Source organism: Enterobacter cloacae complex sp. CDL013 (assembly GCF_049238805.1).
GTDB classification, from domain to species: Bacteria; Pseudomonadota; Gammaproteobacteria; order Enterobacterales; family Enterobacteriaceae; genus Enterobacter; species Enterobacter hormaechei_C.
In genome coordinates this window covers 175,755-198,111 of sequence record NZ_JBMKGT010000005.1, presented here as the reverse complement: position 1 = coordinate 198,111, position 22,357 = coordinate 175,755, and the positions used below count along the sequence as shown (strand labels likewise).

Annotated in this window: 22 protein-coding genes; 8 read left to right on the top strand and 14 right to left on the bottom strand. The window is 55.8% G+C overall.

Annotation, left to right across the window (positions count from 1 at the left end):
* The first annotated feature begins 172 nt into the window (after positions 1–172).
* The 4 genes from potA to potD are packed head-to-tail and all read left to right on the top strand — an operon-like array spanning position 173 to position 3,981.
* Complete coding sequence (potA, locus tag ACOTXD_RS11575; RefSeq protein ID WP_166726884.1) at positions 173–1,321, top strand: spermidine/putrescine ABC transporter ATP-binding protein PotA; 1,149 nt, start codon at positions 173–175, stop codon at positions 1,319–1,321.
* Entirely contained in the window at positions 1,305–2,162 is an 858-nt protein-coding gene (gene potB, locus ACOTXD_RS11570) for a spermidine/putrescine ABC transporter permease PotB (RefSeq protein ID WP_017693625.1), read from the top strand. The genes potA and potB overlap by 17 nt, the downstream gene beginning before the upstream one ends.
* Positions 2,159–2,950: a spermidine/putrescine ABC transporter permease PotC gene (potC, locus tag ACOTXD_RS11565; RefSeq protein WP_015570805.1), complete on the top strand. Its 792-nt coding sequence runs from the start codon at positions 2,159–2,161 to the stop codon at positions 2,948–2,950. The genes potB and potC overlap by 4 nt, the downstream gene beginning before the upstream one ends.
* On the top strand, positions 2,947–3,981 hold the full coding sequence (gene potD, locus ACOTXD_RS11560) for a spermidine/putrescine ABC transporter substrate-binding protein PotD (protein ID WP_022650796.1): 1,035 nt from the start codon (positions 2,947–2,949) through the stop codon (positions 3,979–3,981). Before potC ends, potD begins: the two co-directional genes overlap by 4 nt.
* A 34-nt stretch (positions 3,982–4,015) precedes the next feature.
* Here potD and cobB read toward each other — a convergent pair whose 3' ends face one another.
* Genes cobB through lolC form a run of 5 tightly spaced genes read right to left on the bottom strand, consistent with a single transcriptional unit; the run spans position 4,016 to position 8,955 of the window.
* Positions 4,016–4,837, bottom strand: coding sequence for a Sir2 family NAD+-dependent deacetylase (gene cobB / locus ACOTXD_RS11555; protein ID WP_022647760.1), 822 nt, complete (start codon positions 4,835–4,837; stop codon positions 4,016–4,018).
* A 14-nt stretch (positions 4,838–4,851) separates the two neighbouring features.
* A complete protein-coding gene (nagK, locus tag ACOTXD_RS11550) occupies positions 4,852–5,763 on the bottom strand; it encodes an N-acetylglucosamine kinase (RefSeq protein ID WP_061856389.1) in 912 nt (303 codons plus the stop codon).
* Between the two features lie 54 nt (positions 5,764–5,817).
* Positions 5,818–7,062, bottom strand: a complete 1,245-nt coding sequence (lolE, locus tag ACOTXD_RS11545; protein ID WP_003857918.1) for a lipoprotein-releasing ABC transporter permease subunit LolE — start codon at positions 7,060–7,062, stop codon at positions 5,818–5,820.
* The gene (gene lolD / locus ACOTXD_RS11540; protein ID WP_126501189.1) at positions 7,062–7,763 is read right to left on the bottom strand and encodes a lipoprotein-releasing ABC transporter ATP-binding protein LolD; all 702 of its coding nucleotides are present in this window, start codon (positions 7,761–7,763) and stop codon (positions 7,062–7,064) included. Before lolD ends, lolE begins: the two co-directional genes overlap by 1 nt.
* On the bottom strand, positions 7,756–8,955 hold the full coding sequence (gene lolC, locus ACOTXD_RS11535) for a lipoprotein-releasing ABC transporter permease subunit LolC (protein ID WP_017384712.1): 1,200 nt from the start codon (positions 8,953–8,955) through the stop codon (positions 7,756–7,758). The genes lolD and lolC overlap by 8 nt, the downstream gene beginning before the upstream one ends.
* Positions 8,956–9,211: 256 nt before the next feature.
* Between lolC and ACOTXD_RS11530 the strand changes: the two genes are divergently transcribed.
* From ACOTXD_RS11530 to ldtC, 3 genes are all read left to right on the top strand, one after another.
* The gene (locus ACOTXD_RS11530; RefSeq protein ID WP_023324461.1) at positions 9,212–10,285 is read left to right on the top strand and encodes an acyltransferase family protein; all 1,074 of its coding nucleotides are present in this window, start codon (positions 9,212–9,214) and stop codon (positions 10,283–10,285) included.
* Positions 10,286–10,430: 145 nt separating this feature from the next.
* Positions 10,431–13,877 carry a transcription-repair coupling factor gene (gene mfd / locus ACOTXD_RS11525; protein ID WP_061856388.1) on the top strand — a complete coding sequence of 1,149 codons (3,447 nt, stop codon included), beginning with the start codon at positions 10,431–10,433 and terminating at the stop codon, positions 13,875–13,877.
* Positions 13,878–14,022: 145 nt separating this feature from the next.
* The gene (gene ldtC, locus ACOTXD_RS11520) at positions 14,023–14,988 is read left to right on the top strand and encodes a L,D-transpeptidase LdtC (RefSeq protein ID WP_022650791.1); all 966 of its coding nucleotides are present in this window, start codon (positions 14,023–14,025) and stop codon (positions 14,986–14,988) included.
* Between the two features lie 77 nt (positions 14,989–15,065).
* On the opposite strand, the gene bhsA is transcribed toward ldtC, so the two are convergent.
* The gene (gene bhsA / locus ACOTXD_RS11515) at positions 15,066–15,323 is read right to left on the bottom strand and encodes a multiple stress resistance protein BhsA (RefSeq protein WP_006809234.1); all 258 of its coding nucleotides are present in this window, start codon (positions 15,321–15,323) and stop codon (positions 15,066–15,068) included.
* A 245-nt stretch (positions 15,324–15,568) separates the two neighbouring features.
* Here bhsA and comR point away from each other — a divergent pair, with 245 nt between their 5' ends.
* On the top strand, positions 15,569–16,204 hold the full coding sequence (gene comR, locus ACOTXD_RS11510; protein WP_022650790.1) for a TetR family copper-responsive transcriptional repressor ComR: 636 nt from the start codon (positions 15,569–15,571) through the stop codon (positions 16,202–16,204).
* A gap of 59 nt (positions 16,205–16,263) precedes the next feature.
* On the opposite strand, the gene ACOTXD_RS11505 is transcribed toward comR, so the two are convergent.
* The 8 genes from ACOTXD_RS11505 to hinT all read right to left on the bottom strand — a co-directional run bounded on the left by ACOTXD_RS11505 (position 16,264) and on the right by hinT (position 22,347).
* Entirely contained in the window at positions 16,264–16,803 is a 540-nt protein-coding gene (locus ACOTXD_RS11505) for a glycine zipper 2TM domain-containing protein (protein WP_017384715.1), read from the bottom strand.
* A 193-nt stretch (positions 16,804–16,996) separates the two neighbouring features.
* Positions 16,997–18,301 carry an NAD(P)/FAD-dependent oxidoreductase gene (locus ACOTXD_RS11500; RefSeq protein ID WP_022650789.1) on the bottom strand — a complete coding sequence of 435 codons (1,305 nt, stop codon included), beginning with the start codon at positions 18,299–18,301 and terminating at the stop codon, positions 16,997–16,999.
* Between the two features lie 236 nt (positions 18,302–18,537).
* Positions 18,538–19,080 (bottom strand): alpha/beta hydrolase YcfP, encoded by a 543-nt coding sequence (ycfP, locus tag ACOTXD_RS11495; RefSeq protein ID WP_006809239.1) that lies wholly within the window; start codon positions 19,078–19,080, stop codon positions 18,538–18,540.
* Between the two features lie 31 nt (positions 19,081–19,111).
* Entirely contained in the window at positions 19,112–20,137 is a 1,026-nt protein-coding gene (nagZ, locus tag ACOTXD_RS11490; protein WP_003857934.1) for a beta-N-acetylhexosaminidase, read from the bottom strand.
* Between the two features lie 11 nt (positions 20,138–20,148).
* Positions 20,149–20,973 carry a thiamine kinase gene (thiK, locus tag ACOTXD_RS11485; protein ID WP_061856387.1) on the bottom strand — a complete coding sequence of 275 codons (825 nt, stop codon included), beginning with the start codon at positions 20,971–20,973 and terminating at the stop codon, positions 20,149–20,151.
* Positions 20,954–21,598, bottom strand: coding sequence for a penicillin-binding protein activator LpoB (lpoB, locus tag ACOTXD_RS11480; protein WP_085929697.1), 645 nt, complete (start codon positions 21,596–21,598; stop codon positions 20,954–20,956). Before lpoB ends, thiK begins: the two co-directional genes overlap by 20 nt.
* A 13-nt stretch (positions 21,599–21,611) precedes the next feature.
* Entirely contained in the window at positions 21,612–21,986 is a 375-nt protein-coding gene (locus tag ACOTXD_RS11475) for a YcfL family protein (protein WP_003857939.1), read from the bottom strand.
* Between the two features lies 1 nt (position 21,987).
* Positions 21,988–22,347 carry a purine nucleoside phosphoramidase gene (hinT, locus tag ACOTXD_RS11470; protein ID WP_006809243.1) on the bottom strand — a complete coding sequence of 120 codons (360 nt, stop codon included), beginning with the start codon at positions 22,345–22,347 and terminating at the stop codon, positions 21,988–21,990.
* Positions 22,348–22,357 lie beyond the last annotated feature (10 nt).

Genomic DNA, 22,357 nt, shown 5'->3' with positions numbered 1-22,357 from the left:
TCACTTTTATCCCGCAAACGAGAACTTTTTACGTTTATATCGTTCTGCGTTAATAAATGTAGCTTATGAATAAGTGAGAAGGATTGGCGATTCAATGGGTTTGCCGTAGAATGTCCGCCCTCATTACGAGTCACCAAGGTGGTTACACACAAACCCCGCTTCAGTCTGCTGCCTGAGGCGTCTATATGGGACAGCGCGAAAATTGAATACACAACACCGTTCCCTTTCACCGCTGGTGCAACTGGAACGAATTCGTAAAAGTTTCGATGGCAAAGATGTCATTTCCGACCTTAATCTGACCATCAATGACGGTGAGTTTCTCACGCTGCTCGGCCCCTCCGGCTGCGGCAAAACCACCGTCCTGCGCCTTATCGCCGGGCTGGAAAGCGTCGATAACGGCCATATCCATCTTGAGAACCAGGACATTACCCAGGTTCCTGCCGAAGATCGCCACGTCAATACCGTCTTTCAGAGCTATGCCCTGTTCCCGCACATGACCGTGTTTGAGAACGTGGCGTTTGGCCTGCGGATGCAAAAAACACCGGCCAGCGAGATCCCGCCTCGGGTTACCGAAGCCCTGCGCATGGTGCAGCTGGAGGCATTCGCCCAGCGCAAGCCTCATCAACTTTCCGGTGGTCAGCAGCAGCGTGTGGCCATTGCCCGCGCCGTGGTCAACAAACCTCGCCTGCTCCTGCTGGATGAATCCCTTTCCGCGCTGGACTACAAGCTGCGCAAGCAGATGCAGAACGAGCTGAAAGCACTTCAGCGTAAGCTCGGGATTACGTTCGTGTTTGTCACGCACGATCAGGAAGAAGCCCTGACCATGTCAGACCGTATCGTGGTGATGCGCGACGGCAAGATTGAGCAGGATGGCACCCCGCGTGAAATTTATGAAGAGCCGAAAAACCTGTTCGTCGCCAGCTTCATTGGTGAAATCAATATTTTCAACGCCACGGTGATTGAGCGTCTGGACGAGCAGCGCGTGCGCGCAAACGTGGAAGGCCGCGAATGCAACATCACGGTTAACTTTGCCGTGGAAAAGGGGCAAAGGCTCAACGTCCTGCTGCGCCCGGAAGATCTCCGCGTTGATGAGATCCACGACACGGCTGACGTCGAAGGTCTGATCGGTTACGTTCGCGAACGTAACTACAAAGGGATGACCCTCGAATCCGTGGTCGAACTGGAAAACGGCAAAATGGTGATGGTCAGCGAATTCTTTAACGAGGACGATCCGGACTTCGACCACTCGCTGGATCAGAAAATGGTCATCAACTGGGTAGAAAGCTGGGAGGTTGTACTGGCTGATGAAGAACACAAGTAAGTTCCAGAATGTGGTGATTGCCACGATCGTCGGTTGGCTTGTGTTGTTTGTCTTTCTTCCCAACCTGATGATCATCGTGACCAGCTTCCTGACCCGCGACGACGCGAACTTCGTGGCGATGGTCTTTACGCTGGACAACTACGCGCGCCTGCTCGATCCGCTCTATTTTGACGTGCTGCTGCACTCGCTCAATATGGCGCTGATTGCCACCCTCGCCTGCCTGGTACTGGGGTATCCGTTCGCCTGGTTCCTGGCCCGCCTGCCGCAAAAAGTGCGGCCGCTGCTGCTGTTTTTACTGATTGTGCCGTTCTGGACCAACTCGTTAATCCGCATCTACGGGCTGAAAATCTTCCTCAGCACCAAAGGTTATCTGAACGAGTTTCTGCTGTGGCTGGGGGTGATCGAGACGCCGATCCGCATCATGTTCACCCCGGGCGCGGTGATTGTCGGCCTGGTCTATATCCTGCTGCCGTTTATGGTGATGCCGCTCTACTCCAGCATTGAAAAGCTCGATAAACCGCTGCTGGAAGCAGCGAAAGACCTGGGCGCCAGTAAGTTACAAACCTTTGTCCGCATCATTATTCCGCTGACCATGCCGGGTATTATCGCCGGCTGTCTGCTGGTCATGCTGCCTGCGATGGGGCTGTTCTACGTCTCGGACCTGATGGGCGGGGCGAAAAACCTGCTGATCGGTAACGTGATTAAGAGCCAGTTCCTTAACATTCGCGACTGGCCGTTCGGCTCGGCCACCAGCATAACGCTGACGGTGGTGATGGGGCTGATGCTGCTGGTTTACTGGCGTGCCTCACGCCTGCTGAATAAGAAGGTGGAGCTGGAATGATCGGTCGACTGCTTCGCGGTGGTTTTATGACCGCCATTTATGCGTATCTTTATATTCCGATAATCATTTTGATCGTGAACTCCTTTAACAGCTCGCGCTTCGGGATCAACTGGCAAGGGTTTACCACCAAATGGTATGGACTGCTGATGAACAATGACAGCCTGCTACAGGCCGCTCAGCACTCGCTGACGATGGCGGTATTCTCTGCCACCTTCGCGACGCTGATTGGCTCGTTGACCGCCGTGGCGCTGTACCGCTACCGTTTTCGCGGTAAGCCGTTCGTCAGCGGTATGCTGTTTGTGGTGATGATGTCCCCGGACATCGTGATGGCCATTTCACTGCTGGTGCTGTTTATGCTGCTGGGCGTCCAGCTCGGTTTCTGGTCGCTGCTGTTTTCGCATATCACCTTCTGTCTGCCGTTTGTGGTGGTAACCGTCTACGCGCGTCTGAAAGGGTTCGACGTACGCATGCTGGAAGCGGCGAAAGATCTGGGTGCCAGCGAGATGACCATTTTGCGCAAAATCATTCTGCCGCTGGCGATGCCCGCCGTGGCAGCAGGATGGCTGCTCAGCTTTACCCTGTCGATGGACGACGTGGTCGTGTCCTCCTTCGTCACCGGGCCGAGCTATGAAATTCTGCCGTTGAAGATCTACTCAATGGTTAAAGTCGGTGTTTCACCCGAAGTGAACGCGCTGGCGACTATTCTGTTGGTGTTATCGCTGGTTCTGGTGATTGCCAGCCAGGTTATTGCTCGTGATAAAACAAAATCTCAGGGGACACAGAAATGAAAAAAATGCTTGCCGCTGCGGCACTGGTGCTCGGAATGGGCGCTGCGCATGCTGATGACAGCAAAACGCTCTATTTCTACAACTGGACCGAGTATGTGCCGCCGGGCCTGCTGGAGCAGTTCACCAAAGAGACAGGCATCAAGGTGATCTATTCGACCTACGAGTCGAATGAAACCATGTACGCCAAGCTCAAAACCTATAAAGATGGCGCGTATGACCTGGTGGTGCCGTCGACCTATTTCGTCGACAAGATGCGCAAAGAAGGCATGATCCAGAAGATCGACAAAACGAAGCTAACCAATTTTTCTAACCTCGATCCTGAGATGCTAAACAAGCCGTTCGACCCGAACAACGACTACTCCATTCCGTACATCTGGGGCGCGACGGCAATTGGCATCAACAGCGATGCCATTGATCCCAAAACGGTTTCATCCTGGGCTGACCTGTGGAAGCCGGAATACAAAAGCAGCCTGCTGTTAACCGACGATGCGCGCGAAGTGTTCCAGGTGGCGCTGCGTAAACTCGGCTATTCCGGCAACACCACCGATCCGAAAGAAATCGAAGCAGCGTATAACGAACTGAAAAAGCTGATGCCAAACGTGGCGGCGTTCAACTCGGATAACCCGGCTAACCCGTATATGGAAGGTGAAGTGAATCTGGGGATGGTCTGGAACGGCTCTGCGTTTGTGGCGCGTCAGGCCGGGACGCCGCTTGAGGTGGTCTGGCCGAAAGAGGGCGGCATCTTCTGGATGGACAGCCTCGCGATCCCGGCGAATGCGAAAAACGTCGAGGGTGCCCTGAAGCTGATCAACTTCCTGCTGCGCCCGGATGTGGCAAAAGAGGTGGCGGAAACTATCGGCTACCCGACGCCAAACCTGGCCGCACGGAAGCTTTTAAGCCCTGAAGTGGCAAATGATAAATCGCTTTATCCGGACGCTGAAACCATCAGCAAAGGGGAATGGCAGAACGACGTCGGTGACGCGAGCCGCCTGTATGAAGAATATTATCAGAAGCTCAAAGCAGGCCGTTAATGCATAACGGGCGACGCAATGTCGCCCGTTACTCTTATAGCCCCTTCAGGAGTTTATCCACAAAGGCTGGCACCACCTCGCTCGCCAGACCGTAATGTTTCTCTTCAAACTCACTCCCGACCTGGCTTGGCTCCAGATTAAGCTCCACCGTATGGGCACCTTGAAGTCGCGCTTCGTGAACAAATCCCGCCGCCGGATAGACATGTCCCGAAGTACCAATGGCGATAAAGACGTCCGCCATGGCCAGGGCGCTGTAGATCTCATCCATTCCCAGCGGCATTTCGCCAAACCAGACCACATGCGGACGCAGACGCGAAGGGAACTGACAGCAGTGGCAGCGGTCTTCGTCCAGCACGTCCTCTTTCCACTCCAGCACCTGACCACTCCAGGCGCACCGCACCTTGAGCAGTTCGCCGTGCATGTGAATGATGTTGTGGTTTCCGGCCCTTTCGTGAAGGTTGTCGATGTTCTGCGTGACCAGCAGAAAACGATCCCCCAGCGCCTCCTCCAGCTTTGCCAGCGCCAGGTGCGCCGCATTCGGCGCAATCTCCGGCTGCTGAAGCTGGCGACGGCGGGCGTTGTAGAACGCCTGCACCAGCGCCGGGTCGCGGGCGAAACCTTCCGGCGTCGCCACATCTTCAACTCGGTGTTCTTCCCACAGTCCATCCGCTGCGCGGAAAGTCTGAATACCGGATTCGGCGGAGATCCCCGCCCCGGTCAACACCACCACTCTGGGTTTATCCATCGCTTCTGGCATCATCCTGTCTCTGAAAAAGATCCGCTGACGCAGGCGTTCACGTAAGCGGCGTTTATTTTTGCGAAAACGGCTGAGTCGACCCTGGCGACGCGACAGCATAATAACCTCGTAAACTAATCGGTGAGATGAAGGAATGCGGCTCCGCGCATGCCTCCTGCGTCCCCGTGTCGCGCACGCTCAATGCGCGGCACGCGGGCGACCGGCAATAAATGTCGGGTCAGACGCCCGGACAACTGTTCCGTAATCGCAGTGAAATTTGACAGCCCTCCCCCGATCACCAGCAGATCCGGATCGACGATAGTCAGGATATTCCCCAGACACACCGCCAGCAGATCCAGATAGCGCTCGACGTGCTCACGCGCCTGCGCATCCCCCTGCTCCCACAGGGTAATGATTTGAGGGGCCTCAAGTTTCTGATGATAGAAGTGTTCGTAAAGCCATGCAAACCCGCGGCCTGATAGGTAGTTCTCAATACAGCCGTGCTGCCCACAGCCGCAGCGGGTCAGCGGGAAATCACGTCCGACGACCTCCAGAGCATCCACCGGCAGGCGGATATGGCCAAATTCGCCGGTAATATAGCTGCGCCCGGTAATGGGCTTACCGTTAATGACAATCCCGCCACCGACGCCCGTTCCGAGGATCAGCCCCATCACCAGCGGGAAGCGACGGAATTCATCATCCCAGGCTTCAGAGAGCGCGAAGCAGTTGGCATCGTTATCTAAACGCACATCGCGTTCAAGGAGCGCGGAGAGATCGTCCCGCAGCGGTTTGCCGCTGGCGGCAGGCACGTTGGCCGCGTACAGCGTGCCATCGTCGGTTTCGGGCATACCCGGAATACCAATGCCAACGCTGCCTTTGACGCCAAAGCGTTCATCCGCTTGCGCCACCAATGCGGCAATGGCGGTTAAAAATTCATCGTAGCTTTCGCGCGGCGTGGGGACGCGGGTTTCCCATTGTAGCTTAAGATCTTTATCGAACACGCCGAGCGCAATCTTGGTGCCGCCAATATCAAATCCGTAATACATGATGCATTCCTCTGTTTGATTCAGCGGCCAAAAGACCGCTAAACCATGACGAAATTACTGGCCACTTAATACCCTCGCCGGATCAATTCGGCTAGCGCGACGCGCCGGATACCAGCTTGCCAGCAGACTCAGTAAAAGTGCTGTAACCAGCACATAAATAACGTCCAGCCAGTGCAGTTCAGACGGCAGGAAGTCAATAAAATAGATATCGCCTGACAGGAACTGATGGCCAATAAGCGCTTCAATCCCGTTGATAATCGGCGTCAGCTGAAGGGAAACCACCACGCCGATCGCCACGCCGCAGAGGCTGCCAAACAGCCCCGCCAGTAAACCGTACCAGACGAAGATGGCGCGAATAAGACCGTCTTTCGCCCCTAAGGTACGCAGCACGGCGATGTCGCCGCTCTTATCCTTAACGGCCATCACCAGCGTCGAGACGATATTAAAACACGCCACCCCAATAACCAGCACCATCGCCAGATACATAATCGCGCGGATCATCTGGATATCACGGTACATATACCCGTAAGTGCCGATCCAGCTTTTGATGTAGACATAGTTATTGGTCACGCTGCCAGCGTCACGCACCAGTTTATTGGCGTTGAAGACGTCGTTAACCTTAATGGCAATGCCCGTCACGCTGTCGCTCATATCCAGATACTGGCGTGCATCTTCCAGCGGCACCATCGCGAAGCTGTGATCGAGCTGGCCGCTCAGCTGCAAAATACCGGTGACGTGCAGACGTACGCGCTTAGGCTGCTGCAATTTGTGATCAGCGCTGGCGTTCGGGATCATGATCGAGACCCAGTCGCCCTGCTTCACCTTCAGCGCATCGGCAACGCCTTTGCCCATGATAATCTGCTGCTCGCCAGCCTTAAAGTTTGCCCATGCGCCATTTTGCACATAGCGCGGCAGCGCGCTCAGACGCTCTTCCTGACGAGGATTTACCCCTTTCACCTGAATGGCGCGCAGGTTTACCCCGCTCTCTACCAGCCCGGTAAAGTTAATGTAAGGTGCAGCCGCCGCAATACCGGGCACCTTTTCCACTTTGTTCAGGGCATCCTGCCAGTTGGACCACGGCTGGTTAACCGGCTCGATTTCACCGTGAGGGACAACGGCCAGAATGCGGTTATTCAGTTCACGCTCAAAGCCATTCATGGCGCTTAAGCCCACAATCAGCACCGCCACGCCCAGGGCGATACCGATGGTGGAGATCACGGAGATAAGGGAAACCATCCCGCTCCGGCGACGACCGCGGCTAAAGCGTAACCCGATGAGTAACGATAACGGTGAAGCCATTACTCCGCTCCCATCAGCGTCAGTTCAGCATTCAGACGACCGTCGCGCATTTCCAGCTGACGCCCCATCCGCTTAGCCAGTTGTAAATCGTGGGTGACCACCAGAAACGCGGTTCCCTGCGCGGCGTTCAGTTCGCCGAGAAGCTGGAAAATGCTGTCTGCGTTACGCGCATCGAGGTTACCTGTCGGTTCATCCGCCAGCACCAGGCGCGGGTTGTTGACCAGCGCACGGGCGATGGCCACACGCTGACGCTCACCGCCGGAAAGCTCAGACGGACGGTGATTCCCGCGATGACCCAGCCCTACCGCTTTTAGCATGTCGCTGGCGCGGGCATTAATTTCCGCGGGTTTCTTTTTACCAATCAGCAGCGGCATTGCGACGTTTTCCAGCGCCGTAAAGTCCGGCAGCAGATGGTGGAACTGATAGATAAAGCCCAGCTCGCGGTTACGCAGCTCGGCTTTCGCCGTAGACGACATTTTACTCAGCGGCTGCCCGGAGAGGATCACATCGCCTTCGGTTGGCGTGTCCAGCCCGCCAAGCAGGTGCAGCAACGTACTTTTACCGGAGCCAGAGCTGCCGACAATCGCCATCATCTCGCCTTCGCCCACGCTAAAACTCACATTGTGCAACACGTCGGTCTGCACAGTGCCTTCCTGATAGCGTTTGGACAGGTTGTCGCACTGCAACAGGATCTTATTCATAACGTAAAGCCTCAGCGGGTTGAGTGGCGGCAGCCCGCCAGGAAGGATAAAGCGTAGAAAGCAGCGCAATGGCCATCGCGGCCAGCGCAATACCGACCACCTGGAGCGGCTCGATAGCCACCGGCAGCGCCGCGCCATCAAGCAGCGCGCCGATAATCGGCATGAGATTGTTGAGCTGGCTGGCGAGCAGCGCCCCCAGCGCCGCGCCGAGCAGCGCGCCGATGATGCCGGCGCTGGCGCCCTGGACCATAAATACCGCCATGATCTGGCGCGGAGTCAGCCCCTGGGTTTGCAGAATGGCGACTTCGCCTTGCTTCTCCATCACCATCAGCCCGAGCGAGGTGATGATATTAAACGCGGCAACGGCCACGATCAGGCTCAGCAGCAGCCCCATCATGTTTTTCTCCATGCGCACGGCCTGGAACAGTTCGCCTTTCCGGTCGCGCCAGTCCTGCCATTTCGTCCCTTCCGGTAGCGTCTGCTGGCTGAGGGTATCCACCTTCAGCGGCGCATCAAGCCACAGACGCCAGCCGGTAATATTTCCCGCGGGGTAGCGCATCAGACGCGAGGCGTCCTGAATGTTCACCAGCATCTGGTAACCATCAACTTCGCTGTTCGCCGCAAACGTGCCAATCACGTTGAACAGGCGCTGGCTTGGCAGACGCCCCATCGGCGTAAACTGACTGGCTGACGGCACCATCACGCGCAGCTGATCGCCACGGTTGACCCCGAGCTGCCCGGCAAGCTGCTCGCCGAGGATGACGTTGTATTTACCCGCTTCCAGGTCGGTTTGTTTCACATTGACCAGGAACGGCGTCAGCGGATCTTTTTGCGCGGGATCGATACCCAGCATCACCCCGACCGCCACGCTACGGGCGCTTTGCAGCACCACATCGCCCGTCGTGAGCGGCGCAACGCGCGTGACACCCTGTAACTTCACCGCGCTTTCCGGCAGCTGTTGCGGATTAACGGAACCCTGAGTGGAAGAGAGAACGGCCTGCGGCATGAGCCCCAGGATATTGTTTTGCAGCTCGCGCTCGAAGCCGTTCATGACGGAAAGCACCGTCACCAGTGCCATCACGCCAAGCGTAATGCCAATAGTCGAAAGCCAGGAGACAAAGCGACCGAAGCGGTCCGCGGCGCGCCCACGCATGTAACGTAAGCCTATAAAGAGTGCGACAGGTTGATACATGAAATCCGTCTGTTTGCTGATAGCAGACCCACGAGTATATAAGCGAATCCGTTAAGCGTAAATGACTGAAACCGTAAGATTCGGTAATCATTTTTCCGAAAAATTCAGATAAATCATCATGCTACTGACTGAACTTCCGCCAGACAGCCTCCACCTTTTCCGAAAATCGTCCTGATACAGACTGTTACCCATTACATCAGGGCTTCATTTTACAACAATCGGCGTTTCGTTTATGGCAACAAGGTCGTCACGCACCATGAAACAAAAAGCATTATGGATTAACCAGATAAAAGGCCTGTGCATCTGCCTGGTGGTAATTTACCACTCGGTGATCACCTTTTATCCTCACCTTGACGGGCTACAGCATCCGTTATCGGGCCTGCTCGCCAAATGCTGGGTCTACTTTAATCTTTACCTTGCCCCGTTCCGTATGCCGGTGTTTTTCTTTATCTCCGGCTATTTGATCCGTCGTTATATTGACGAGGTGAACTGGCGCACCAGTCTCGACAAGCGGATCTGGAGCATCGTCTGGGTTTTGGCCCTGTGGGGCGTCCTGCAATGGCAGGCGCTGACCCATCTGAATGCCTGGCTCGCCCCCGAGCGAGAACTGGCGACAGCATCCAATGCGGCCTACGCCGATTCCGTTTCAGGGTTTGTACTGGGAATGCTCACGGCCAGCACCAGCCTGTGGTATTTGTACGCGTTAGTGGTCTACTTTACGCTCTGTAAGCTGCTGAGCCGCTGGAAACTGCCGATGCTGGGGATTCTGGCGCTGGCAAGCATCGCCATCAACTTCCTGCCGTTACCGTGGTGGGGAATGAACAGCGTGGTGCGCAACATGATCTACTACAGCCTCGGCGCATGGTACGGCGCGCAGTTGATGGCGTGGATGAAAGGGATGAATTTGCGCCGCAGCTGGCTGGTACTTATCGCCTCTGGCGCGGTGTCGGTAGTGCTGTGGTTCGCTAATGTTCCTCTGCCGCTCTCACTGCTGTCGATCGTAGTCATCATGAAGCTCTTTTACAGCTTCGAGCAGCGTTATGCCGTTCATCCCAATAATCTGCTGAACGTCATCGGTTCAAACACCATCGCGATTTATACCACCCACCGCATTTTAATTGAGGCGTTTAGCCTGCTCCTGATTCGCGAAATGAATGCGGCGTACTGGCCGATCTGGGCGGAGTTAACGCTGATTCTGGTCTATCCGTTTATCAGCCTGCTCGTCTGCACGCTGGTTGGGCTGGGGGCACGTAAGCTCTCAACCGCCCTCTTTGGCGACCTTTTCTTCTCCCCTCCCGCGCGGCTTTCTCCACAGACTGCTACCCGTTAATCTCCTCGGCCCCCATCCGGGGGCACTTTCCCTCTTGTGCGGTTACGATTTGCTTATGCATAACGATCGAGGATAATAAAGACATTGCGTATCAGTGATATGCCCCAATACTGTTGGTATATCCCCAAGAGACTCTGACATAGCCATGCCTGAACACTATCGTTTTTCCTTGCCTGTAAAAGCAGGTGACCAACGCCAGCTGGGCGAACTGACAGGCGCGGCCTGCGCCACGCTGGTGGCGGAAATTGCCGAGCGGCATCCAGGGCCGGTGGTGCTGGTTGCCCCGGACATGCAAAACGCCCTGCGCCTGCACGACGAAATTCGTCAGTTCACCGACAGTCTGGTATTCAGCCTGGCCGACTGGGAAACGCTTCCCTACGACAGTTTCTCTCCGCACCAGGAGATCATCTCCTCGCGCCTGTCGACGCTGTATCAGCTCCCCACCATGCAGCGCGGCGTGCTGATTGTGCCGGTGAATACCCTGATGCAGCGCGTCTGCCCGCACAGCTATTTGCACGGCCATGCGCTGGTGATGAAAAAAGGCCAGCGCCTGTCGCGCGATGCCCTGCGCGTGCAGCTGGATGGAGCCGGCTATCGACATGTCGATCAGGTGATGGAGCACGGCGAATACGCGACGCGCGGTGCGCTGCTTGATCTCTATCCGATGGGCAGCGACCAGCCGTACCGTCTGGATTTCTTCGATGATGAGATCGACAGCCTGCGCGTGTTCGACGCCGACACCCAGCGCACGCTGGAGGAAGTGGACTCTATTAATCTGCTGCCCGCCCATGAGTTCCCGACGGATAAAACCGCCATCGAACTGTTCCGCAGCCAGTGGCGCGACAGGTTCGACGTGAAGCGTGATGCCGAACATATCTACCAGCAAGTCAGCAAAGGCACCCTTCCGGCCGGGATCGAGTACTGGCAGCCCCTGTTCTTTAACGAACCGCTGCCGGCGCTGTTCAGCTACTTCCCGGCAAATACGCTGATTGCTAACACCGGGGATATCGACGCCAGCGCCAGCCGCTTTGAAAGCGAAACGCGCGCCCGCTTTGAAAACCGGGGCGTTGACCCGATGCGTCCGCTGCTGCCGCCGGAAATGCTGTGGCTGCGTACCGACGAGCTCAACGCCGAGCTGAAACGCTGGCCGCGTATGCAGCTCAAAACCGATTCGCTTGCCGATAAGGCCGCCAACACTAACCTCGCCTTCCGGATGCTGCCTGACCTGGCCGTTCAGGCGCAGCAGAAATCCCCGCTCGATAATCTGCGCAAGTTTCTTGAGTCCTTCACCGGGCCGGTGGTCTTCTCCGTTGAAAGTGAAGGTCGCCGTGAAGCGCTGGGCGAACTGCTGGGAAGGATCAAAGTCGCGCCAAAGCGTATTCTTCGCCTGAGCGAAGCGACCGGAAATGGCCGTTACCTGATGATCGGCGCCGCCGAACACGGATTCATTGATACGCTCAATAACCTGGCGTTGATATGTGAAAGCGACCTGCTGGGCGAGCGCGTCGCGCGCCGTCGTCAGGACAGCCGTCGCACCATCAACCCGGACACCCTGATCCGCAACCTGGCCGAACTGCACCCCGGTCAGCCGATTGTTCACCTGGAACACGGTGTGGGTCGCTATCAGGGGATGACCACCCTCGAAGCAGGTGGCATCAAAGGTGAATACCTGATGCTGACCTACGCTAACGACGCCAAGCTGTATGTTCCGGTGTCGTCCCTGCATCTGATCAGCCGCTACGCCGGGGGCGCGGAAGAGAATGCGCCGCTGCACAAGCTGGGCGGCGATGCCTGGGCGCGTGCACGCCAGAAAGCGGCGGAAAAAGTGCGCGACGTGGCCGCCGAGCTGCTGGATATTTACGCTCAGCGTGCGGCCAAAGAGGGGTATGCGTTTAAGCATGATAAAGAGCAGTACCAGCTGTTCTGCGACAGCTTCCCGTTTGAAACTACGCCGGATCAGGCCCAGGCCATCAACGCCGTGCTGAGCGACATGTGCCAGCCGCTGGCGATGGATCGCTTAGTCTGCGGCGACGTGGGCTTCGGTAAAACCGAGGTGGCGATGCGCGCCGCTTTCCTGGCGGTTGAGAACAACAAGCAGGTGGCGGTGCTGGTGCCGACCACCCTTCTTGCCCAGCAGCACTTCGACAACTTCCGCGACCGCTTCGCCAACTGGCCGGTACGTATCGAAATGTTGTCCCGCTTCCGCAGTGCCAAAGAGCAGACGCAGATCCTGGAACAGGCAAGTGAAGGCAAAATTGATATTCTGATCGGCACTCACAAACTGCTGCAAAGTGACGTGAAGTGGAAAGATCTGGGGCTGCTGATCGTCGACGAAGAGCACCGCTTCGGGGTGCGCCACAAAGAGCGCATCAAAGCGATGCGCGCCAACGTCGATATTCTGACCCTGACCGCAACGCCGATCCCGCGCACCCTGAACATGGCGATGAGCGGCATGCGCGATCTGTCGATAATCGCTACCCCACCGGCGCGCCGTCTGGCGGTGAAAACCTTTGTTCGCGAGTACGACAATCTGGTGGTGCGCGAGGCGATCCTGCGCGAAGTGCTGCGCGGTGGCCAGGTCTATTACCTGTACAACGACGTTGAAAATATTCAGAAAGCCGCCGACAGGCTGGCAGAGCTGGTGCCGGAAGCGCGCATCGCCATTGGTCACGGCCAGATGCGCGAGCGCGAGCTGGAGCGGGTGATGAACGATTTCCACCACCAGCGTTTCAACGTGCTGGTGTGTACCACCATCATTGAGACCGGAATCGACATTCCGACGGCGAACACCATCATCATCGAACGGGCGGATCACTTCGGCCTGGCCCAGCTGCACCAGCTGCGCGGGCGGGTCGGGCGTTCGCACCATCAGGCCTACGCCTGGCTGCTGACGCCGCATCCGAAGGCAATGACCACCGACGCGCAAAAGCGTCTGGAAGCGATCGCCTCGCTGGAAGATCTGGGCGCTGGCTTTGCGCTGGCGACCCACGACCTGGAGATCCGCGGCGCCGGTGAGCTGCTGGGTGAAGACCAGAGCGGCTCCATGGAAACCATCGGTTTCTCGCTGTATATGGAGCTGCTGGAAAATGCCGTCGACGCGCTTAAAGCCGGACGTGAACCGTCTCTGGAAGATCTCACCAGCCAGCAGACCGAAGTGGAACTGCGCATGCCTTCCCTGCTGCCGGATGATTTTATTCCTGACGTGAATACCCGTCTGTCGTTCTACAAACGCATTGCCAGCGCGAAAAGCGAAGGCGAGCTGGAAGAGATCAAAGTCGAACTGATTGACCGTTTTGGGATATTGCCCGATGCGGCGCGCAACCTGCTGGATATTGCCCGCCTGCGTCAGCAGGCGCAGAAGCTGGGCATTCGCAAACTTGAAGGCAATGAGAAAGGCGGCGTAATTGAGTTTGCCGAAAAGAACCACGTCGATCCGATGTGGCTGATTGGCCTCCTGCAAAAACAGCCGCAGCATTTCCGTCTTGATGGCCCTACGCGTCTGAAATTTACTCAGGATCTGACGGAACGTAAAACCCGCATGGACTGGGTGCGTAACTTTATGCGTCAGTTGGAAGAGAACGCCATCGCATAACGGTTTCCCCCGCCAGCGCCCGGCTGGCGGGGGGACAATTTACAAACTCTTTGCACTTCGCCCGATCTTCCCGACTATACATTCGCCATAATTATCATTAACGCCTTATAAAATAATAACCTTATCATTTGCATGGATTATCATAATGATGATTTCTTCGCGTTTTACCCGCTGGTTAACTCTGGTTGCGCTGGCCGCGACGGTTGCCGTCGCGCTCCCTGCTCGCGCCAATACCTGGCCTCTTCCGCCCGCCGGCAGCAACGTCGTAGGTGAAAACCGCTTTCACGTGGTTGAAAACGATGGCGGCTCGCTGGAAGCGATTGCCAAAAAATATAACGTCGGGTTCCTGGCGCTGTTGCAGGCCAACCCGGGCGTAGATCCGTACGTGCCCCGGGCGGGCAGCGTACTGACGATTCCGCTGCAAACCATCCTGCCGGACGCGCCGCGTCAGGGCATTGTGATTAACCTCGCCGAGCTACGTCTGTATTACTACCCGCCGGGCAAGAACGAAGTGACCGTCTACCCTATCGGTATTGGTCAACTGGGGGGCGATACGCTCACACCTACCATGGTCACCACCGTCTCTGATAAGCGCGCTAATCCTACCTGGACCCCGACGGCAAACATTCGCGCCCGTTATAAAGCTCAAGGTATCGACCTGCCCGCCGTGGTACCTGCTGGCCCGGATAATCCGATGGGGCATCATGCAATTCGCCTGGCGGCATATGGTGGGGTTTATCTTCTGCACGGAACGAATGCGGATTTCGGGATCGGGATGCGCGTCAGCTCCGGCTGCATTCGCCTGCGCGATGACGATATCAAAACGCTCTACCGCGTGATCGCCCCTGGCACGAAAGTGAATATCATTAATACGCCGATTAAAGTATCTGAAGAGCCAGGTGGCGTCCGTCTGGTTGAGATCCACCAGCCGCTATCGAAAAACATCAATGACGATCCGCAGACGTTGCCGATTAATCTGAATGCCTCCATGGTGAGCTTTAAAACGAATGCCAACACCGATGGCGCAGTGATGGAGCGGGCGATGGAAGCACGTTCGGGGATGCCAACCGATGTTACGCGGCATCATGAGGTTGCTCAGCAGTCAATGTAAAGCAGCAATAACGACAAACGCCCTGCATCAGCAGGGCGTTTTTTATTGCAGTGGCATAACGGAGGGTTGCGTTACGCTTATTTGTAGATAACTGCGGTACCGTGCAGGGTGTTAGGACCGGTCACAGAGGTGATGCGGAATGATTTCGCACCCATTTCGTCAGCTTTTTGCGCCAGCTGATCTTCCAGAGAGCCCAGGTTAGTCCCGGCAGTGGCAGAGATGGTACCGACTTTCTGCTGGTCTGCTGGAGTGGATTGCACTTCAACAGCAGCGAAGCTTGCGAAAGAGAGTGAACTCAGAACGGCGGCAGCGATCAGGGTTTTAACGTTTTTCATGATTTTATACCTTTAGGCAGATGATGTAGTGGTCGTTAGTTATTTAGTTAACGATCGATAGGTAAATGATAGATGTGATCCAGGTCACACGTCAACTCATTTTTATAATGGTCGTTAAATTAATTTCATTTGCCTTATATTTCAAAAAGATAAAATTAAATTATTTTTCAGAAATCACCGCTGGTCGTTGCAGACGTTTATTTTTATAATGACTATTCAACAAAACAACAGAGGATCAACGGCACATGACAACCGATGTCACGCGTTGCGCAAAGAAAAGCCGTGGCCGACCAAAAGTGTTCGACAGGGATGCGGCGCTCGATAAGGCCATGACGCTCTTCTGGCAGCATGGGTATGAAGCCACGTCGCTTTCCGATCTCGTGGAAGCTACGGGTGCTAAAGCCCCTACCCTGTACGCAGAGTTCACCAACAAAGAAGGCTTATTCCGGGCCGTTCTGGACAGATACATCTCGCGCTTCGCGGCAAAACATGAAGCCCAGCTATTCTGTGAAGAAAAAACGGTTGAGCAGGCATTACAGGATTATTTCACGGCAATCGCGACCTGCTATACCAGCAAGGACACGCCTGCGGGGTGTTTTATGATCAACACCTCCGCGACCCTCGCGGCATCGTCTAAAGAGATTGCCAACACGGTCAAATCGCGACATGCGATGCAGGAGGAGACGCTCAGCACGTTTCTGGCTCAGCGTCAGCTGCGTGGCGAAATCCCGGCGCATTGCCGTCCGCAGGAGCTGGCCCAGTATCTGAGCTGTATTTTACAGGGGATGTCCATCAGCGCCCGTGAAGGCGCGACGCTGGAAAAATTGCAGGGGATTACGCACACAACGCTGCGCCTGTGGCCTGAACTTCTTAAACTCTGACGCAAAAAAAAGCTCCTCAGCCTGAGCGCATGAGGAGCTAAGTTCAGAGAACATCTTTTTTACACTTTGTTATTCAGTATCAGCTGACCATTGCTGTCGAGAGGGATCTGCGTACCAGGATCTTTATCCATGCGGATTTTGCCCTGCTGATCGCCAATTTTGTAGGTTACGTCGTAGCCCAACATTTTTTCAGACTTGTCATACACGGTTTTACAGCGCTGCTGCGTTGTGGTGTAGGTATCATTTTCCTGCATCGCGCCCTGCACCTGGTTACCGGCATAACCGCCACCCAGCGCACCAACCACCGTCGCGACATCCTTACCACGGCCGCCACCAAACTGATGACCAATCACCCCACCAGCAACCGCGCCCAGCACGGAGCCAGCGATACGGTTTTCATCCTGAACCGGACGACGATGGGTGACAGAAACATTACGGCACTCCTGACGAGGCGTCTTGACCGTCTCTTTGATCGGTGTAGCGGAAACCACCTGCGCATACTGCGGGCCACGATCAAGTACGTTCAGACTGGCAACGGCAGCCACACCTAACGCAGCTGCGACGCCAATCCCTATACCCGCCAACATTGATTTATTCACGGGACTTCCTCCTTTGTTGCAATTGGTAGCAATTTTGCAGCGCAATAAACGCTTCGCCAATAAGATAAAGGATCAAAATCAGGGTTGTTGGCCGGGACAACGTGGGTTTAAGAGAACTCTTAAGCGTCAGGAGGGAAATGCACAGCATGATGTGCTAAGAATTCCCTCCGGAGGGTCCGGAGGGAGAGAGAAATTAGTGCAGCTTCAGGCGTGGACGGATCACGCGGTTGATGCGGCCAACCAGCATCATCAGGCCGGTTTTGAAGTAGCCGTGCAGCGCAATCTGGTGCATACGGTACAGAGAAATGTACACGAAGCGGGCGATGCGCCCTTCCACCATCATGGAGCCGCGCATCAGGTTACCCATCAGGCTGCCCACGGTGGAGAAGTTTGAGAGCGACACCAGAGAGCCGTGGTCTTTGTAGACATAGGCTTTCATCGGTTTGCCTTTTATCTGCGCCAGGATGTTATGCAGCACGAGGCTTGCCATCTGGTGCGCAGCCTGAGCGCGAGGCGGTACAAATCCGCCTTCCGGACGTGCGCAGGAGGCACAGTCGCCGATGGCGAAGATGTCCGGATCGCGCGTGGTTTGCAGCGTCGGTTCTGTCACCAGCTGGTTAATGCGGTTTGTCTCCAGCCCACCGATATCTTTCATGAAATCAGGCGCTTTGATCCCCGCAGCCCAGACCATCAGGTCGGCCTGGATGTACTCGCCGTCTTTGGTATGCAGGCCGCCCTCATCCGCGCTGGTCACCATGGTCTGGGTCAGCACGCGCACGCCCAGTTTAGTCAGCTCGTTGTGCGCCGCGCCGGAAATACGCGGCGGAAGCGCAGGCAGAATGCGTTCACCTGCTTCCACCAGCGTCACATTCAGCGCTTCGTTAGTCAGCCCTTTGTAGCCGTAGCTGTGCAGCTGCTTGACCGCATTGTGCAACTCCGCCGATAATTCAACGCCCGTTGCGCCGCCGCCCACGATAGCAATGTTGACCTTGCCGTTAGCACCCATGTTGTTGGTGTACTTCAGGAACAGGTTAAGCATCTCCTGATGGAAACGACGCGCCTGATGCGGGTTATCCAGGAAGATGCAGTGCTCTTTTACGCCTGGGGTGTTGAAATCATTGGAGGTACTGCCCAGGGCCATCACCAGCGTGTCATAGGCCAGCTTGCGCTCAGGAACCAGCAACTCGCCTTTATCATCACGCAGCTCAGCCAGCGTGATGGTTTTGTTTTCACGATTGATATCCACCACCGAACCCAGCTGGAACTGGAAGTGGTGGTTACGCGCATGCGCCAGATAGCTGAGCGCATCCACGCCCTCATCCAGCGACCCGGTCGCCACTTCGTGCAGTAACGGCTTCCACAGATGGCTGTGGTTACGATCCACCAGCGTGATTTTGGCTTTCTTACCGCGACCCAGTTTCTTACCCAGCTGCGTCGCCAGCTCCAGTCCGCCAGCACCACCGCCGACAATCACTATCTTTTTCAATGGCGTAGTCAACGTGACCCCCTCAAATTATTAACCAATTGTTAATTAAAAGTTATATAAATAACCCTTAATTAACAACAGGTTACTGCGCTGAAACCATTCAGATTCATTGAGAATAGCACGTCAGGCGCATTGGTCATACCAAAATTGATATGTATCAAGTTTTGATGGTTTAAAAGTAGACAACTCTGACAAAAAAGAGGCCCGGTACGCTTTCGCGTACCGAGCCTTTACCAGGTTCAGGGAGATCAGCCCAGCGTTTTAAAGGCTTTAATACGCTGCAAGTGCGGGGAAATGTTTTTGAACTTGTGGGTCTGCTCTTCGTCCCAGACAATTTCGTAGTAATGGTGCAGAAGCTCGGCGGCGCGGGAGCTGTTCAGCGCTTCATCGTTGCGGGAGAGGATCACCAGACACCGATCGCGGTTCTTTTCACGGAAATTGCTCACGCATTTGGTTGCGATGTCGGCGTACTCCTCCGGGCGATCGATTTTGCCTTCCATGTTTTCGTTCGGAAACAGGTTAGGATTAAAAATGACCTGACGGATATCGCACAAAAAACCGATGCGCTCTGCCCAGTATCCTCCTAACCCCACGCCGCAGATCAGCGGGCGATCGTCGATATTGAGCTGCAACATTTTATCCACTTCTTTAAGCAGATGCTGCATGTCATGCTTCGGATGACGTGTGCTGTAACTGATCAGCCGGACATCCGGATCGATAAACTGCAATTGCAGCACTTTCTCATGATTACCAGGACTGTTTGAGTCAAAACCGTGTAAATAGATGATCATCGTCTCACCACGCTACGCCTTCCGGGATGAATTAAAGGGCTGCTTTATGTGCCTGCCAGCGCTCGTTCAGGGCTTCAAGCCGGGCGTTTACCGTTTTCCAGCGCGCCGAGTCCATCAGCTCCTGACGACTAAATGAACCTTTATGATACAATTGTGTAACACGTTCAGCATTGATCGGCGACAGGTTATCCAGCACGCTCACCGCCCCTTTACGATTATTGCAGACGAGGATCATATCGCAACCCGCATCCAGCGAAGCCTGCCCACGTTCGGCATAGCTACCCATAATCGCCGCCCCTTCCATGGATAAATCGTCAGAGAAAATTACGCCATTGAAGCCTAACTCCTGACGCAGCACGGTTTTCAGCCAGTGTGGAGAGCCGCTGGCCGGACGCGGATCGACCTCACTGTATATGACGTGCGCAGGCATGATGGCATCCAGCTTGTTATCAGCGATCAACGAGCGGAAAACCGACATATCTTTAGCGCGAATGTCTGCTTCCGGGCGCGGATCGCGCGGGGTTTCTTTATGGGAATCCGCCGTCACCGCCCCGTGGCCCGGGAAATGTTTGCCGGTGGTTTTCATGCCCGCAGCATGCATACCGTCAATAAAGCGCGTCGCCATTGCCAGCGCAATACGCGGATCGTCATGATACGAACGCTCACCAATTGCCGCGCTAATGTGTCCTACGTCCAGCACCGGGGCGAAGCTGATGTCGATATCCATGGCGATCATCTCGCTGGCCATCAGCCAGCCGGCATCCTGCGCCAGTTGACCGCCCTCTTCGATCCCCAGCAGCGCAGCAAAAGATTGCGCGGCGGGTAAACGGGTAAACCCTTCGCGGAAACGCTGCACACGCCCACCTTCCTGGTCTACGGCCACCACCAGGTGATTGCGCGACGCCGCACGGATCTGGCGAACCAGCTCACGCAACTGCTCCGGATCATGATAATTGCGGGTGAAAAGAATCAGCCCCCCTACCAGCGGATGCGCCAGAATTTCGCGCTCTTCCGCATCCAGCTCAAATCCTTCGACATCCAACATTACTGGACCCACACCAACCTCTCTTATCCTTTCGTTTGTAACTGACGCCAGGCATCATTTGCCAGCGCAATAAATTGTTTGTCACATGTCTGCTGAAGGCGCATTTCAAACCATCCCGCCATCAGCATCAACACCCACGGACGCCAGCGCGCGACCTGCCGCGCAAGGGTGAGCGCATTGATGTTGGCGTTTCGGGCATAGGCGGTTATCAGCTGCTCGCGCGACGCCTCATCAGGCATCCAGACCGCAGCAAGTTCGAGCGCCACGTCACCGTCTCCGGCATATTCCCAGTCGATAAGTTTCTCGCCTGCCGTGGTATGAACGATATTCCCCGCGTGGACATCCATATGCAGCGGCGCCAGACGTAACGCCTGCGGCTCTCCCGCTTTACGCAACCGCTTAAGCTGCGCCAGCCAGTAGGGCGTGCGTCGTCCAGGCGCAGCCTGCTGCCAGTAGTGATCCAGCAAAGGAAGTAACGTTACCCGCCAGCCCAGACGCGGCTGGCGATGCAGATGATACAGCATGGCTGTCAGCGCAGGCGTATCGGGAAGCTCGCTTTTGATCTCACCCGCAATAAACGCCACCGCCATCCAGTCTCTGATAAAGAGATGAGGTTGTGGCGCAAGGTCGGCGGGCAGGCGCTTCAGGGCGCGGAACTGGCGACGAAAATGGGAGGCAGGCGCGGCGGCATCGTGATGCTGACGTAAAACCAGCCGATGGTCGCCATGCTCAATAATGCAACTCGCGCCGCCAAGCCCGGCGGGGGCTTGCGGCGCGATAACATGGTATTGAGGGAAATAACGCGTCAGGACATCATGACGCGTGCGCTTATTGTTGCGTAACGGCACCTTTACCTGACCAGATAATTTCGCCGGTCTGAACCAGCATTAACTGCATCTGCAACGACGGCGTGTTCACGTTGCCTGTCGCGTTAGAATAAAGGACATACTGCGCGCCAACGTTGCGGGCAATACCAATCGCTTTACTGCGCGAACCCAGGCTGTCCTGAGGCGACAGACCAAGCTGCTGCTTGGCGACCGCGAGCTGCTGAGCAGAGACCAGCGTAAATTTACCGTTGTTTGCCAGCGCGTTGCGCAGGGTTTCCGTCGCTTCTCCCGCATTCAGGGAACCGTTTGTACGGTTGTTCACGCTGTCCACCAGCAGCACGCTGCCGGGCGTAACACCCTGTGCCTGCAACATTTTACCCACCATCGGCTGCATTGCGCCATTCCAGTCATAGTGGCGTACTCGCGGCGCAGGCTGTGCGGTGTCGTCCGGATGTTCGATCGGGCCAGGCTGCGCCGGAATGGTCGGTACAGACGGCACGGTTGGAACAGGCTGCGCTGGCGTTGTTGGCTGTTCCGTTCCCGGCTTCGCCTGATCCACCGGTGCAGGTTCTTCCGTTCGCGTCACACAACCCGCCAGAAAGAGTGCAAAGGCACTCAGGAGCGCATAACGGCTCATTGTTTTAATCAAGGTTCACTCCTTACAAATAAAGATAAAGTCTCACCTTATGTGCACCCAGATAGCTGGCGCTGCCGTAGAGCGTGACCGACGATCTTGCTGGGATGGTCACGCTGCGCGGCGCCTCAAGCGGGTGCATCTCAAGACCTCTCACGTCATACCAGTAGAAGCGATAATGCACCGTCACTGGCTCTTGCCTTTCGTTATAGAGCGTAGAAGAGGCTGAAGACTGGATTTCGCTTATGGTCAGCGAAGGCTTCTCCGCCGTGATGCCCGCAGCAAGCACTGAGGACTCCATCACCAGCGTCTGTTCTTCACTGACCGGGATGGCGGGACGCGCGCTGCACCCAACCATTACCAGCGTCACGATCAGCGCTGCAATACGCCCAGTTAACATATTAAAGACCTTTATGTGCCAGCATCGGTCCCAGTGGACGTCCACCCAGCAGATGCATATGAATATGATAGACTTCCTGGCCGCCATGGCGATTACAGTTCATGATCAAACGGTATCCGTCTTCAGCAATCCCTTCCTGCTCAGCGATTTTCGCGGCCACCGTCAGCATACGGCCCAGCGCCACTTCATGCTCGGTTTTAACGTCATTAACGGTCGGGATCAGAATATTGGGAATAATAAGGATGTGCGTCGGCGCCTGGGGAGAAATGTCGCGGAAAGCCGTGACCAGTTCATCCTGATAGACAATATCCGACGGAATTTCGCGGCGGATAATTTTACTGAAAATCGTTTCTTCAGCCATGACCTTTTCC

Excerpts from the sequence above, each read along its gene's own strand:
- potD (WP_022650796.1), top strand. The coding sequence starts at position 2,947 with ATGAAAAAAATGCTTGCCGCTGCGGCACTGGTGCTCGGAATGGGCGCT.
- mfd (WP_061856388.1), top strand. The coding sequence starts at position 10,431 with ATGCCTGAACACTATCGTTTTTCCTTGCCTGTAAAAGCAGGTGACCAA.
- ycfP (WP_006809239.1), bottom strand. The coding sequence starts at position 19,080 with ATGATCATCTATTTACACGGTTTTGACTCAAACAGTCCTGGTAATCAT.
- potC (WP_015570805.1), top strand. The coding sequence starts at position 2,159 with ATGATCGGTCGACTGCTTCGCGGTGGTTTTATGACCGCCATTTATGCG.
- ACOTXD_RS11475 (WP_003857939.1), bottom strand. The coding sequence starts at position 21,986 with ATGTTAACTGGGCGTATTGCAGCGCTGATCGTGACGCTGGTAATGGTT.
- lolD (WP_126501189.1), bottom strand. The coding sequence starts at position 7,763 with ATGAATAAGATCCTGTTGCAGTGCGACAACCTGTCCAAACGCTATCAG.
- potB (WP_017693625.1), top strand. The coding sequence starts at position 1,305 with ATGAAGAACACAAGTAAGTTCCAGAATGTGGTGATTGCCACGATCGTC.
- hinT (WP_006809243.1), bottom strand. The coding sequence starts at position 22,347 with ATGGCTGAAGAAACGATTTTCAGTAAAATTATCCGCCGCGAAATTCCG.
- ACOTXD_RS11530 (WP_023324461.1), top strand. The coding sequence starts at position 9,212 with ATGAAACAAAAAGCATTATGGATTAACCAGATAAAAGGCCTGTGCATC.
- bhsA (WP_006809234.1), bottom strand. The coding sequence starts at position 15,323 with ATGAAAAACGTTAAAACCCTGATCGCTGCCGCCGTTCTGAGTTCACTC.
- lolC (WP_017384712.1), bottom strand. The coding sequence starts at position 8,955 with ATGTATCAACCTGTCGCACTCTTTATAGGCTTACGTTACATGCGTGGG.
- ldtC (WP_022650791.1), top strand. The coding sequence starts at position 14,023 with ATGATGATTTCTTCGCGTTTTACCCGCTGGTTAACTCTGGTTGCGCTG.
- comR (WP_022650790.1), top strand. The coding sequence starts at position 15,569 with ATGACAACCGATGTCACGCGTTGCGCAAAGAAAAGCCGTGGCCGACCA.
- lolE (WP_003857918.1), bottom strand. The coding sequence starts at position 7,062 with ATGGCTTCACCGTTATCGTTACTCATCGGGTTACGCTTTAGCCGCGGT.
- cobB (WP_022647760.1), bottom strand. The coding sequence starts at position 4,837 with ATGCTGTCGCGTCGCCAGGGTCGACTCAGCCGTTTTCGCAAAAATAAA.
- nagK (WP_061856389.1), bottom strand. The coding sequence starts at position 5,763 with ATGTATTACGGATTTGATATTGGCGGCACCAAGATTGCGCTCGGCGTG.